Genomic DNA, 14329 nt, shown 5'->3' with positions numbered 1-14329 from the left:
GATGTACCTCTTGGTTGGTTGATGAAACGATTTAAACATCTCTTCCTGAATTCACCCTGAAAGAAGTAATAAAATAAATGTAATAATTGTTATTGATATTTATCAGTCATTAAGAGCGATTGATTCAGATCAAAATCACACAATAAGTTTTGAAATTTCAGCCTGAGTTCAGATAGCGCTTTTATGATTCTTCGCTGCGTACCAATTCAGTGGAGAATAGAACGTGAATGACTTTGTTCGTGTATATAAAGCAGCGGTAATAGGCGCCTTGCTTCTAACGAGTCTTGGTGTTTCTGCGGAACCGACACTGGCCCTTGAAGACGCCATTGATATTGCCATTCGAGGCGACCCCTGGTCAGCCCAAAGCATTTATCTGCAACGGGCGCTTATTGATGAATCCGTTGCAGCAGGTGCCTTACCGGATCCACGCATTACGTTGGGCGCCGCAAACCTTCCCACCGATACCTTCGATACCGGCCAAGAGGGCATGACACAAGCCACTATTGGCCTCAGCCAACGATTTCCTCGTGGTGACAGTCGGTCTCTCGCCCGCGATAAAAAGATACAGCTCGCCGAATTCCAGTCGTTTCAGCGGGAGAATCGACAGGAGCTGGTGGTTAGATCGGTCACTTACCTATGGCTTGAGCTTTGGAAAGCGCAAGAGAGTATTCGAATAATTGACAACAATCGGGGCCTTTTTGAGCAGCTGGCAGACGTTGCTGAAGCCGGGTACACCTCAACGTTGACCGGTTCACGGCAGCAGGACATCATTCGTGGATCTCTTGAGTTAACCCGCCTTGATGACCGCTTAACGGCGCTTCACTCACAGTTGGAAACCGCTCAGGAAGAGCTGGGAGAGTGGGTAGGTGCTGATACGTTTCGTTTACGGGTAAGCGAACGTGTTCCCTCGAATCTGTTAGCCAAGCTTGTTAACACGCCGTCTTATGCCAACGGCAACTCCGCGATCACTCACTCCTCAATTCGCGCCACCGACCAGTTGATTGATGCCGGGTCACTCGACATTGAGCTGGCGCGCCAGGCTTACAAACCTGAGTGGACCGTATCGGCGCAGTATGGATATCGTGACCAGGCTCCGGGCGGGCAAGACCGGGCGGATCTCTTTTCAGTCGGGATTGGATTTGACCTGCCTTTTTTTACCGGCAATCGCCAGGACCGCACCGTAAGCGCGGCAATCGCGCGGGTGGAAGCGGCGAAGTCTGATCGAATACTGCAGGTTCGGCGACTAACAGCCGAAGCGCGTGCGGCGGCTGCCCGAATTAACCGGCTCGATGACCGCATCCTGCTTTATCAGCAAACGCTGCTTCCGCAAATAGCGGAGCAGGCCAATGCAGCGCTTTCCGCTTACAACAACGATGACGGCGATTTTGCCGAAGCCGTACGTGCGCGTATCGCGGAGCTCAACGCTCAAGTTGATTTTATACAGATGACCGCTGAGCGCGCCAAAAACGTGGCGAACTTTCGCTATCTCACCGCTGATACCTCTAATACCTCTAATACCTCTGACTCACCCTCGTTTTCACTGAAAAATTCCCAGGATTAACACTCATGGCAAATGTTATGCGCCCATTGGGCTTTCTGTTGTTAGGTGGCATAGCCGGTGCGGCAGCAACCTATTGGTTTGCCCCCGACACATCAAAGGATTCGGTGGTCGAGGCCACGAGCAGTGTCAGTAAAGAACCCGTGCATTGGGTAGCGCCCATGGACCCCAATTTCAAGAGTGACAAACCGGGTAAATCGCCCATGGGGATGGATCTGGTTCCTGTCTATGCCGAAAGCGGGTCGGGTAAAGACGCCCCAGGCACGGTTCGTATTTCACCCAGCGTGGTAAATAATCTTGGCGTGCGGACGGGCCCGGTCACCCAGGGGCGGCTGCCGAATAACATAACAACGGTGGGGTACGTTCAATACAACGAAGACGATATGGCTCATGTCCATCCTCGGGTTGAGGGTTGGATCGAGAAGCTCTACGTGAAGGCAGAGGGCGAAGCGGTCGAGAAGGGCAAGCCTCTGTATACACTTTACTCACCCACATTGGTCAACGCCCAAGATGAATTAGTCCTCGCTTTGAACCGGGGTAATGAGCGTTTGATCAATGCCGCCAAGGAGCGACTCGCGGCTCTCAATGTGCCGGAGAGCGCGATACGACAGCTGACCAAAACCCGCGAAACACGGCGCACGTTGACAGTGTATGCGCCCACCTCAGGTGTTATCGACAACCTCAATGTTCGCGAAGGTATGTTTATCAAACCAGGGGATCGAGTTCTTTCCATTGCGGCACTGGATGAGGTGTGGGTTATTGGCGAAGTATTTGAACGTCAGTTGGCGGCCGTGGCATCCAAAAGTCGCGTGGTAATGACGCTGGATTACCTGCCCGGGCGCCAGTGGACGGGCGAGGTGGATTATGTGTACCCGGAAGTGAATTCCAAGACCCGTACGGCTCGGGTGAGAATGCGTTTTGACAACGCCGATGGCACTTTGTTGCCGGGCATGTTTGTAGCGTTAAACATTCAGGGGGCACGGGCAGAGCGGCAACTGCTGGTGCCTCGCGAATCGGTTATTCGCACGGGCCAGAGCGATCGACTGGTGCTGGCACTGGATGGCGGGGCATTCAAATCCGTCAATGTGGATGTTGGACGGATGGGTGATCAGTACGCCGAGATTCTCGGCGGTGTCGTATCGGGCGATACGGTGGTCACATCGGCCCAGTTCCTGATTGATTCTGAATCCAGTAAAACCTCGGATTTTCAACGCATGTCGGCCATGCCGGCCAGCACGATGGATCACGAGACTATGGATCGTGAGGGAGCCAACTAATGATTACAGCCATTATTCATTGGTCCATCCGGAACCGTTTTTTAGTGTTGCTAGCAAGCCTGTTGATATCAGGGCTGGGCCTGTACTCACTCAGTAAAACCCCGGTTGATGCGCTTCCGGATCTGTCCGATGTGCAAGTGATCATTAAAACCAGCTTTCCCGGACAAGCACCGCAAGTAGTAGAAGACCAGGTCACCTATCCATTGACCACCGCCATGCTGTCGGTTCCCGGTGCGGAAACCGTGCGTGGCTATTCGTTTTTCGGGGACTCTTACGTTTACGTGATTTTCGATGAAGATACCGATATGTATTGGGCGCGTTCCAGAGTTCTGGAGTATCTGTCGCAAGTGGCACCCAACCTGCCAGATTCAGCGAGGCCGCAATTAGGGCCGGACGCCACCGGTGTTGGCTGGGTTTATCTTTATGCATTGGTTGATCGCACGGGGCAAAACGACCTGAGTCAGTTGCGCAGCCTGCAGGACTGGTTTCTGAAGTACGAATTACAAACGGTGCCCGGGGTATCAGAGGTGGCTGCTCTCGGCGGCATGGTGAAGCAATATCAGGTCAAGGTCAGCCCGGAAAAGCTCCGCGCCTTGGGAATCCCGCTGTCCCTTATCCAAACAGCGATACAGCAGGGTAATCAGGAAGTCGGAGCGTCGGTCATCGAAATGGCCGAAGCAGAATACATGGTGCGTACCTCCGGCTACATTGAATCTCGGGAAGACCTGATGGTGATTCCGCTGGGTCTGGATGTAAACGGCACACCGATTCTGCTCAAAGATGTGGCCAGTGTAGAAGTGGGGCCACAGATGAGACGCGGTATTGCCGAACTTAACGGGGAAGGGGAGACCGTTGGTGGCATCGTGGTGATGCGCTTCGGTGAAAATGCCCAGGAAACGATCAATGGCGTCAAGGCCAAGCTGGTCGAACTGCAATCGAGCCTGCCCGATGGCGTTGAAGTGGTCACGGTTTATGATCGCTCTGGCCTGATTGAGCGCGCCGTCGACAATCTCTTTTTGAAGCTGCTGGAAGAATTTCTGGTCGTCGGCCTGGTGTGTATCGTCTTTCTGTTTCACGTCCGCTCTTCGTTGGTGGCGATTGTCAGCTTGCCTGTGGGCATTCTGATGGCGTTTACCGTCATGTACTGGCAAGGCATCAACGCCAACATTATGTCTCTCGGCGGTATCGCCATTGCTATCGGCGCCATGATCGATGGGGCCATCGTTATGATAGAGAACATGCACAAGCATATGGAGCGAACGCCACTCACACCCGAGAACCGATGGGAGATTGTCGCTAGGTCTGCCTCTGAAGTTGGCCCTGCGCTGTTTTTCTCCCTGTTGATCATTACCGTCAGTTTCGTACCCGTGTTTGCGCTTGAGGCGCAGGAAGGGCGAATGTTTGCGCCACTGGCGTTCACCAAAACCTACGCCATGGCGGCCAGTGCGTTTCTTGCCGTGACGCTGGTTCCGGTACTGATGGGCTACTTTATCCGGGGTAAAGTGCTGCCCGAGCACAAGAATCCCCTCAACCGGGTGTTGGTCGGTGCCTATATGCCGGTCTTGAAGCTGGTGCTCAGGTTTCCCATGTCGACGGTGCTGGCTGCCCTACTGGTATTGGCTGTTGGCCTGTGGCCTGCAACAAAAATTGGTAGCGAATTCATACCCCCGCTGGACGAAGGGGACTTGATGTACATGCCAACGACCTATCCTGGAATCTCAATCGGCAAAGCCCGTCAGTTGCTGCAGCAGACGGACAAACTGATTGCGACGGTGCCAGAAGTGAAGACCGTGTTCGGCAAAGTAGGGCGTGCGGATACGGCAACCGATCCAGCACCTTTAACCATGATTGAAACTTTCATTCAGCTCAAACCCCGCGATCAGTGGCGCGAGGGCATGACCACGGACAAGCTCAAAGAGGAACTCAACACACTGATTCAATTTCCTGGTGTCACCAATGCCTGGGTAATGCCGATCATCACCCGCATTGACATGCTGGCAACGGGTATAAAAACACCCGTAGGCATTAAAATCGCCGGCCCGGATCTTAAAACCATCGAGGATGTTGGAAAACGTCTGGAGGAAATTCTGGCAGACGTGCCCGGCACGGCTTCGGTTTATTCAGAGCGCGTAGCAGGCGGTCGGTATATCAAAGTGGACATCAACCGCGAGCGTGCTGCCCGTTATGGTCTGAATATCGCGGACGTACAGCAAGTGATTGCCACCGCAATCGGTGGAATTAATGTCTCCAAAACTATAGAGGGTCTTGAGCGTTACCCCATTAACCTTCGTTATCCGGAAGACTATCGGGATTCTCCCGAAAAACTGGAACAGCTGCCTATCGTGACGGCTTCAGGCCAGCGGATTGCGCTTGCCGATGTCGCCGATATCCGGATAGAAGATGGGCCGCCGGCGATCAAAAGTGAAAACGCTCGCCTTAACGGCTGGTCCTTTGTGGATATAGAGGATGTAGACGTGGGCACTTACGTTGAACAGGCGATGGCGGTCGTGCAGGCAGAATTAGACCTGCCTGCAGGTTACTCTATCGCCTGGTCGGGCCAATATGAATACATGCTTCGCGCTAAAGAAAAGCTGACCTACGTGGTTCCGTTGACACTGGCGATTATCATCATCCTGCTGTTTCTGAACTTCAGGAGCTTTGCGGAAGTGGGCATCATCATGGGTACGCTTCCGTTCGCAATGATCGGAGCTGTTTGGCTGATGTATCTGTTGGGTTATAACTTCTCGGTCGCGGTTGGCGTTGGTTTTATTGCATTGGCGGGCGTAGCGGTGGAGATTGGTGTCATTATGCTTGTGTACCTCAACCAGTCCTATCAGGCGATGCTTGAAACCTGCGAACAGAAAGGCCTGACGCCCAGGCGGGAAACGCTCCGTCATGCGGTGCTTCACGGTGCCGGTATGCGAGTGCGGCCGGTGATGATGACCGCGGCCGCCATCATCGGTGGTCTGATTCCCATTATGGTCGGCACCGGAACAGGTTCCGAGGTAATGGGTCGAATTGCAGCGCCTATGGTTGGCGGCATGCTCACCGCGGTCATTTTGGCGCTATTGGTGATTCCCGTCTTGTTCTATTTATGGAGGCGCAAACCGCTCTTAAACTAGAGTTTTGGTAAAGTGCAGGAGCTCAGAGTGAGTGGGCTCTTGCACGGGCCTTTTCCCCACCTAAACCGGTGCAGGTGGCCCAGATCCACCCTGTGATACAGCCGATTTCACACGAGCGGACGGCGTCAATGTAGAAGGCTGGTTCGCGGTAGTTGGCGCAAGACTCATTCTGATGCGAATTGGTGGCAAGTCCTCATAACTGTTAAATTTACAATCATTGTACTAACGACAATGTGAACCAAACGGCAGACTATGAGGGACAGACCCATGATTACCCTGACTATAAACGGACAAGAGCACGAGCTCGACGTTCCCGACAGCATGCCGCTGCTTTGGGCCATTCGAGATGTTGTCGGCATGAAAGGCACCAAGTTCGGATGCGGTATCGCTCAGTGCGGTGCTTGCACCGTTCACCTGAACGGGGTCGCGATACGGTCTTGTGTTACACCGGTCGCCGCCGCCAAGGGCGAAATTACAACCATTGAAGCCATGGCCGACGATCCCGTTGGCCATAAAGTTCAGCAGGCCTGGCTGGATATGGGCGTGGCGCAATGCGGTTATTGCCAGGGTGGCCAGATCATGAACGCCACGGCTCTGCTGAAGAGAACCCCGGCACCACAAACCCAGGAAATTGTCGACGCCATGGCGGGCAACCTGTGTCGGTGTGGCACCTATAATCGCATTCTGGCGGCCATTGAACGGGCTGCGGGCACGCAGGCTGTTGACCCTGGGGATATGGACACTCGAGATATGGACAAAGAGGAGGCCAGCTCATGAGCCGATCAGACGACACACTGTTGCTCGCCAATGTCAGCCGTCGCGGTCTTTTGAAAGGATTGGTCGGGGGCTCTGCGCTGCTGTTGGCAGCTCGCTGGGATCTGGCGCTCGCCAATGAGCAGGCTCAGTTTGGCGCCGGTGCCATGCCCGGTGGCTGGGTTGATAACCCCAATGTGTTTATCCAAATCGATTCGGACGGCCTAATCACCATCATTAGCAACCGTGCCGAAATGGGGCAGGGCATCCGCACAAGTCTGGCTATGGTAGCTGCCGACGAACTGGGTGCGAACTGGGACCGGGTTCGGGCGCAGCAGGCGGAAGGCGACCAGGATAAGTACGGCAACCAGAATACCGACGGTTCGCGCAGCATGCGTCACTGGTATGAGCCCATGCGCCGCGCAGCCGCCGCCGCCAGACTGATGCTTGAACAGGCCGCAGCCAATCAATGGGATGTACCGGTACACGAGGTGCGAGCCGAAATCCACAAGGTAGTGCATCCAGCCACGGGCCGGGAACTCGGCTTTGGCGAACTCGCAGAAGCCGCAAGGGCGCTGGACGTTCCCGGTCGAAACGATCTGGTGCTGAAATCGGACAACGAGCTGCGCTTTATTGGTAAGGAATCGGGACTAATCAACGGTGAGCTGAAATCTGCCCACCCCAAAGCTATTGATGGTGAGGACATTGTTACCGGCAAGGCGATTTTTGGCGCCGATATCGATCTGGAGAACACCCTCTACGCGGTCATAGCGCGGCCGCCAGTCTACGGCGCCAAGGTGAAAAGCGTCGATGACAGCGAGGCGCTGAAGGTTGCTGGTGTTAAAAAGGTGATCCGCATTAAAGGCGCGAGCCAGCCCGCAGCATTCAATCCTTTGGGTGGGGTTGCCGTGGTGGCATCCAATACCTGGGCTGCCATGGAGGGTCGCCGCGCCCTGAAGATCGAGTGGGATAACACACCGGCCGGAGACAATGCCGATTACACCTCCGATGCTTACCGGGAGTCTCTGGAAAAGGCGGCGCAATCTCCCGGCAAAGTTATCCGCCAATCCGGCGACGTTGAAACCGCCTTGCAGAATGCCGAAAAACGTGTGTCAGCAACCTACTATATGCCCCATATGGCGCAGGCCACCATGGAACCCCCGGTCGCGGTGGTAATGATCAAGAACGGTAAGGCCGAGGCCTGGGCTCCGGTCCAGCATCCAAGGGCGGCGCGGGAAGGCATCGCAGGAATGTTGGAAATGGAGCTGGACAATGTAACCCTTCATCAGACGTTGCTTGGCGGCGGCTTCGGTCGCAAGTCGAAACCGGATTTTGTGATGGAGGCTGCCCTGGTTGCAAAGGAGTTCGAGGGGCAGCCCATCAAGCTGCAGTGGTCCCGCGAGGATGACATTCACCACGCTTACTTCCATGCGGTTTCCGTCGATCATCTGGAAGCGGGCCTGGACGCCGAGGGCAAAGCCACCAGCTGGCGCCACCGCACCCTGTCGCCCAGCATCGCCTCGCTCTTTATGCCGGACCCCAAACACAAAGGGGAATTCGAACTGGGCATGGGTTTTAACACCATGCCTTTCAATATTCCTGCTATCCGGCTGGAAAATCCGCCTGCACCGGCTCATGTACGTATTGGCTGGTTCCGATCGGTGTACAATCTGCCCCACGCTTGGGCGATCCAGAGCTTTGCCCATGAAATGGCGGTGGCCGCTGGCAAGGATCACCGTGATTATGTTCTGGATTTGCTTGGGCCGGCCCGGAAAATTCACAACCTGACCGTTGGCGATGGCTGGAACTACGGTGAGGATCCGGACCTGCACCCGATCGACATCGGCCGGATGCGCCGGGTGATTGAGCGCGCCACCGCAGAGGCGGGCTGGGGGCGCAAGACTGGAAAAGGGCGAGGCCTGGGCCTGGCGTTCCACAACAGCTTTGTGTCCTACACGGCTATTGTTTTTGACGTGGAAGTGGATGACAAGGGCAAATTGACCATTCATCGGGCGGACATTGCCTTCGACTGCGGGCCCCAGGCCAACCCTGAGCGAATTCGGTCGCAGATGGAGGGTTCTTGCGTGATGGGCATTGGTGTTGCCCTACAAAGCGAGGTGACCTTCAAGGATGGCGTTGCCCAGCAAGATAACTTTGACAGCTATCTGGTCCCGCGAATGCCCGACGCGCCAAAAGTGGTCAGGGTGCACCTGATCGACAATCCCAACGACGCAATGGGCGGGGTGGGTGAGCCCGGCCTGCCGCCCGTTGCGCCGGCACTGTGCAACGCCATCTATGCGGCGACAGGGAAGCGCATTCGGCGCCTTCCTGTCGGCAACCAGCTGAGCTAACGCCGATACAGAGTCAGGACTCTAGCGGGTCCTTGTAAACATTTGACGCTGGTGAGTAGACCTTTATGAATGTAGTGATCATAGGCGCAGGAATTATGGGTACCACTTTTGCCACCCTGGCAAAAGAGATGGCACCGGAGTTGGACATCACCATCTTAGAGAGACTGGACAGTGCCGGGGCGGGCAATTCCTCTCCGTTCTGGAACGCAGGCACAGGGCATGAAGCGAACTGCGAGCTCAACTACACGCCAGTCGATGAAGAGGTCATTTCGGTTGAAAAAGCGCTGAAGATCCACGCCCAGTTCAATGTCGCCAAGCAGTTCTGGGCTCATCTGGTCGAAAAGGGCGCCATCAAAGACCCTAAAACGTTTATCAATCAAACGAAACACTGCACCATTGTTTCCGAATCTGATATTGAAGAACTGCAGTTGCGGTTCAAGGAAATGTCGACCCATCATTTTTTTGAGCACATGCGTTACTCAGAAGACTTTGATGAAATCAAGAGCTGGATTCCATACACCATGGACGAACGCCCACGCCATGAAAAAATGGCGGCGACCGTTATTGAGACGGGTACAGACGTTAATTTTGGTGCGTTAACGGAGCAAATGGCGGCCTACGCAACCCAGAACCTGGGTGTGAAATTTGAGTATGGCACCCACGTTAAGCGTGTGCACAAGAGCCCGACCGGGCGATGGGTGATCAAGGCTGAGTGCAACGGGAAACTAGTTCAGCACAAAGCGGATGTGCTTTTCGTGGGCGCTGGTGGGGGCGCATTTCCCCTGCTGAAAAAAAGCCACTTGCCGTTTCGTAACCGCTTCGCCGGTTTCCCTGTGGGCGGGCGTTTTCTTCGGGCGCCGATCAGTGAAGAGCAAGCAGGGTATTACCGGGCTAAAACCTATGGCAAAGCGAAAGTGGGCGCGCCTCCCATGTCTGTGCCGCACCTGGATTTGCGAGTGGTTGACGGTAAGCATTACCTATTGTTTGGTCCTTTCGCCTCATTCAAACCTCGCCTCGAGCGAGACCGAGGGTTTTTTGATTACATAAGATCAATTCGCTTACATGATATCCCTGGCTTGCTGAATGTCGCTTTAGAACACTTCCCCTTGGTTAAATATCTGATTTCAGAAACGTTTAAGGGCAAAAAGAGCATGTTCGAAGAGTTGGACAGCTTTGCGCCTGGGTTAAGTAAAAAGTTTGATTGGAAGCCGGTTCAAGCTGGCCAGAGAGTGCAGATCATCAAAGACGGCGATCTACAGATGGGCACAGAAATCCTTGTGTCTAAAGACAAAACTTACGGGACTCTATTGGGAGCATCGCCCGGGGCGTCAGTTTCGCCTGAGGTTATGTTGCGCTGTCTGGAACTGTTGATACCGTCTGTCTTTGCTAAAGAAGGCGCTAAGGAAAAGAGGAGCGAGATTTTCCCCGAGGATAATCTGGATACACTCATCAGCCGTCCTGACCGTTATCGGGAGATTCGCGATGCAGCTAATCAACGGCTGGGGATAATTCAGCCCAAAGCACAATAAGATCGATCTATACTTTCAGTACTGTCACAACTGCCAATACCGCGGAGAGTAATCTATGGACAGCAGGATTAATGTAACGTCGCCTTTGGTCATCCTCCATGGCGATGAAATGGCTCAGGTTGCTTTCGAGCAGATTCTAAAGAAATTCGTGACCGCGCGCCTGAAAATCCAGCTTGAGGAAATCGACCTGTCCGCGGAATACCGCCTGCTGACCAACGGCCAAGTGGTGATTGATGCCATTGATGCCCTAAAGCGCCATGGTGTGGGGGTAAAGAACGCCGGCATGACCGTTAACCGCCAGCAACTGGAAGAACTGCTTCGCAAGCACCCAAGTGTGGACTCTAGCAACCTTCATCCACTGGCCACTAAATCTCCTAACGGCGCCATTCGCAAGGGCATCAGCGGCAATATAACCCGTGAAGACATTCAGTTTCGTAACCTCAAGATCAGCCGTCCGGACTGGGTCGGTCGCGATATTGAAGTGGACACCATGGAATTCGGCGGCATCAAAGACAGCTTCAACCAGCTTTCCCAAGCCACGGGCGTGGTCAAGCTGATGTTTGTGGGCAGCAGCGGCGACCCGGTAGAGCTGCACCGCCGTGATCTCCGCAAGGGCGATCCCTGGCTGCTGGCCACCAACGATGTTGAAGACGTTAAAGCCTGGGCTCACCGCTTTTTTCAGCGTGCTATTAACGAGAAACGGGATGTTTATCTGGGCCTGAAAGACACCGTTATCGCCGGCTACGACGGCGCCATGCGAACGGTGATTGAAGACATCTACCAAAGTGACTACCGCCAGAAAATCAATGCCCTGGGGTTAAGCTACCACTACGAGCTCATCGATGCCCAAGCCGCGCGCATCGTCTCTAACCCGCCAAAGCGCGCGCTTTGGGGCGTGCCTGACAACACCACCGGGCGTAAGCTGCTAAAACTGGTCAATCAGCTGCGAGAGGTCGGTATTCCCGTTCGCAGTGCCCATGTGTCTATTTCCCGCATGACCGCCGGCGGTGGCGACCAGTATGGTAGTTTCAACATGCCGGCGCAGGAAGATGGCATCCTCAAAGTGATTGTCGACGGCGAAGAGAAACACGCACGGCGTGTCAGTAACGGCGACCCCATACTGTTCATGTCCAATGACCATGAAGCCATCAAGGACTGGGTGGCACAGGTGTTTCGCGACGCTTCCCGCAAGAACAAAGAGGTCTACTTCGGCCTCAAACGCGAGTACATGGAATACGACGAAGTTTTCAGTAATGTTATCACCGAAGTTCGGCGGGAACTGGCACGGGAGCACACGCCACCGCCGTCTTTCATGATCATGCGGCCCTCCAGTCAGCTCAAGAAGATGATCACCGATCCCCCGAGAAATGCGCTCTATCCGTCCCAGAATCTGGACGGCGATATCTTCTCGGACATCTCCGCTGCTCTCGGCGGCAGCCTGGCCACTGCCAGCTCCATCATTGAGAGCAAAGATGGCACCATGCTGTTCGAAGCGCCCCACGGCACCGCCCATGACCTCTACCTGAAATATCTGGCGAGCGACGGCCGCGACGCCCACTTTAATCCCTCTGCCCTGATTTTCGCACTCGCTAACGCTCTGGAATACCTGGGCGAGCGCGAAGGCAACGCCCCCCTGGCCGAATACGCGGTGAACCTCAAGGCAGCCCTGACCGACACTGTCGACAGGGGCATTGTCACCGCGGATCTCAAAGGCAAGACCGTCGACCCGGATTCAGAGCAGGTGGTGGATATGACAGGTTTTCTGGACGCTGTGGAAGGCGCGCTCAAGTAGGATTCAGCCGAAATCGCGTTCTAAACTCACCTACGTCTAGGTACAATCGCCTTAAGATTGAGCCAAACACCTGGCCCACTTCAACTGGCCTTGGTGTAGGCTGTGTGGTTAAGACATCGGATTCGAGGCAAAAGCACAATGAGCACACCACCAGCATCGACCCCCGAGTTCAACACAGCCCCCAGATCTCTGAGGCAGACACTCAGAGCGTATTGCAAGCCACGCTTGGCACGCAGTATTGCGGAGATCCTGATCACCGCACTCCCTTTTGTGTTGATCTGGGCTCTGATGTGGTTGGCGGTCAGTGCCGGATACTGGCCCGTGGCCTTGGTGCTGGCCGTTCCTGCGGCGGGATTTCTGGTACGCCTGTTCATGATCCAGCATGATTGTAGCCATAGGTCGTTTTTCCATTCGCGGCGCACCAATGACTGGACCGGCCGTATCATCGGTGTGTTTACCCTCACGCCTCATGACTTCTGGCGCCACTCCCACAACTTCCACCATGCCAACTCCGGCAACCTGAACAGGCCGAGCATTGGCGGGCTCGACACCTTCACCGTACGCGAGTTCCAGGCTTTGCCCCGGTGGCAGAAATGGCGCTATCGCCTCTACCGCCACCCTCTGGTGCTATTCGGTTTTGGCCCGATGTATACGTTCCTGCTGGACTACCGGCTGCCTTTCGGATTCATGCGTGCGGGCACAATGCCCTGGATAAGTACTCTGGGCACCAACGTGGCCATTGCGGTTCTGGCAACTGGCGTCATCTGGCTTGTCGGGGTGGGACCCTTCCTGCTGGTCCAAATTCCAATCACGCTGCTTGCGACCACCATGGGGGTTTGGCTGTTCTACGTCCAGCATCAGTTCGAGGCCACCTACTGGGAACACGATGAACACTGGAACGCCCATGACTCTGCGTTGCAGGGCAGCTCTCACTATGTACTGCCGGGTATCCTGCGCTGGTTTAGCGCGAACATCGGCGTGCACCATGTTCACCATCTAGCTAGCCGAATTCCTTGCTACCGCCTGACCGAGGTGTTGAAGGACTACCCGGAACTTCAAACATTCAACCGGGTCACGTTGCGCGAAAGCATAAAGTTAGTGCGCCTGGCGCTCTGGGACGAGAACAAGCGGAAGCTGGTTTCTTTCAGGGAGGCGAGCGTCGGATAAGGCATCAAGCGGGAATGGGGTCAGACCTCACATCCCACAGAACAAGTGGGTACGGCTCAGTAACCCAAGCTGATAGTAAGGTCCAGGTTTTGCCCATCGTACGGGAATCTGGCGGCCTCGAACGAAGGCGCACCCATCATGGCGCTTGCACCGTTTGAAAAACCGTAGCCTTCCGTGGGGATCCCTATCCCGTTGGTGCCAAGCTTGCCGTCCATATTTTCATCATGAATGACGGCAAGCGAATACGTTCCCGACGGGATGCCTACAAAATCGCAACGCGCCTGCGTATCCTGAACCTTTGTCATTATGATATTGGTCGCTGACTGCAGAAACTCAGTAGGAAAGCCCTCTGACGTTTTGAAAAGCGCGCAAGCTACCGCTCCAGCGCTGTTTCTGATGTCTAGAATCTTTACGTGAATGCCAGGGCACGCTGATTGGGCAAAGGTGATTGCGGGAAGATTCGTCAATACTATCACTGTAAACAAGGCTAAAAACCGAGCCCTCAGGGGGGAGGGCAGCGTCACTACTGGATGCCTGACCGTGGAGGCCAACACGGACTTGCAATTATTTGACTCACTCATAAGCGTCCTTATAGGTCTGATCTGCGTAGTTTATTTGAATCTGCCATGAGAAGCCGTACGGTTAATTCACCGCGAAATAAACTCTTTCACAGAAACGCCTGGAGCACGTCGCAGCAAACGTCGTTGCAGAAATTAATCAGGGTAGTGAGGAAATCACCCTTCGTTAGACAATAGTTCTTCTATCAAAATGCTTCAAGTG

9 protein-coding genes are annotated in these 14329 nt (G+C 54.6%); 8 read left to right on the top strand and 1 reads right to left on the bottom strand.

From position 1 onward, the window contains the following. Positions 1-223 precede the first annotated feature (223 nt). The 8 genes from MIH19_RS10630 to MIH19_RS10595 all read left to right on the top strand — a co-directional run bounded on the left by MIH19_RS10630 (position 224) and on the right by MIH19_RS10595 (position 13549). Positions 224-1561 carry a TolC family protein gene (locus tag MIH19_RS10630; RefSeq protein ID WP_249008829.1) on the top strand — a complete coding sequence of 446 codons (1338 nt, stop codon included), beginning with the start codon at positions 224-226 and terminating at the stop codon, positions 1559-1561. A gap of 5 nt (positions 1562-1566) precedes the next feature. Then, positions 1567-2835 (top strand): efflux RND transporter periplasmic adaptor subunit, encoded by a 1269-nt coding sequence (locus MIH19_RS10625; protein ID WP_249008828.1) that lies wholly within the window; start codon positions 1567-1569, stop codon positions 2833-2835. Then, entirely contained in the window at positions 2835-5957 is a 3123-nt protein-coding gene (locus tag MIH19_RS10620; protein WP_249008827.1) for a CusA/CzcA family heavy metal efflux RND transporter, read from the top strand. Before MIH19_RS10625 ends, MIH19_RS10620 begins: the two co-directional genes overlap by 1 nt. 267 nt (positions 5958-6224) lie before the next feature. Continuing rightward, complete coding sequence (locus MIH19_RS10615; protein ID WP_249008826.1) at positions 6225-6734, top strand: (2Fe-2S)-binding protein; 510 nt, start codon at positions 6225-6227, stop codon at positions 6732-6734. Then, a complete protein-coding gene (locus MIH19_RS10610; RefSeq protein WP_249008825.1) occupies positions 6731-9061 on the top strand; it encodes a molybdopterin cofactor-binding domain-containing protein in 2331 nt (776 codons plus the stop codon). The genes MIH19_RS10615 and MIH19_RS10610 overlap by 4 nt, the downstream gene beginning before the upstream one ends. A 65-nt stretch (positions 9062-9126) precedes the next feature. Continuing rightward, positions 9127-10590: a malate:quinone oxidoreductase gene (locus tag MIH19_RS10605; protein WP_249008824.1), complete on the top strand. Its 1464-nt coding sequence runs from the start codon at positions 9127-9129 to the stop codon at positions 10588-10590. A gap of 55 nt (positions 10591-10645) precedes the next feature. Further along, positions 10646-12382 (top strand): isocitrate/isopropylmalate family dehydrogenase, encoded by a 1737-nt coding sequence (locus MIH19_RS10600; RefSeq protein ID WP_249008823.1) that lies wholly within the window; start codon positions 10646-10648, stop codon positions 12380-12382. Positions 12383-12607: 225 nt separating this feature from the next. Further along, complete coding sequence (locus MIH19_RS10595) at positions 12608-13549, top strand: fatty acid desaturase (RefSeq protein ID WP_249008822.1); 942 nt, start codon at positions 12608-12610, stop codon at positions 13547-13549. Between the two features lie 56 nt (positions 13550-13605). Here MIH19_RS10595 and MIH19_RS10590 read toward each other — a convergent pair whose 3' ends face one another. Further along, positions 13606-14130 (bottom strand): DUF2141 domain-containing protein, encoded by a 525-nt coding sequence (locus MIH19_RS10590; RefSeq protein WP_249008821.1) that lies wholly within the window; start codon positions 14128-14130, stop codon positions 13606-13608. Positions 14131-14329: the final 199 nt, after the last annotated feature.

Origin of the sequence: Marinobacter sp. M1C (assembly GCF_023314135.1) — a bacterium.
Classification (GTDB): domain Bacteria; phylum Pseudomonadota; class Gammaproteobacteria; order Pseudomonadales; family Oleiphilaceae; genus Marinobacter.
The sequence above is the reverse complement of the archived record's forward strand: the minus strand, read 5'-3'. Positions and strand labels throughout refer to the sequence as shown.

Coding starts and splice junctions, on each gene's coding strand:
- MIH19_RS10590 (WP_249008821.1), bottom strand. CDS start 14,130: ATGAGTGAGTCAAATAATTGCAAGTCCGTGTTGGCCTCCACGGTCAGG.
- MIH19_RS10615 (WP_249008826.1), top strand. CDS start 6,225: ATGATTACCCTGACTATAAACGGACAAGAGCACGAGCTCGACGTTCCC.
- MIH19_RS10610 (WP_249008825.1), top strand. CDS start 6,731: ATGAGCCGATCAGACGACACACTGTTGCTCGCCAATGTCAGCCGTCGC.
- MIH19_RS10620 (WP_249008827.1), top strand. CDS start 2,835: ATGATTACAGCCATTATTCATTGGTCCATCCGGAACCGTTTTTTAGTG.
- MIH19_RS10625 (WP_249008828.1), top strand. CDS start 1,567: ATGGCAAATGTTATGCGCCCATTGGGCTTTCTGTTGTTAGGTGGCATA.
- MIH19_RS10600 (WP_249008823.1), top strand. CDS start 10,646: ATGGACAGCAGGATTAATGTAACGTCGCCTTTGGTCATCCTCCATGGC.
- MIH19_RS10605 (WP_249008824.1), top strand. CDS start 9,127: ATGAATGTAGTGATCATAGGCGCAGGAATTATGGGTACCACTTTTGCC.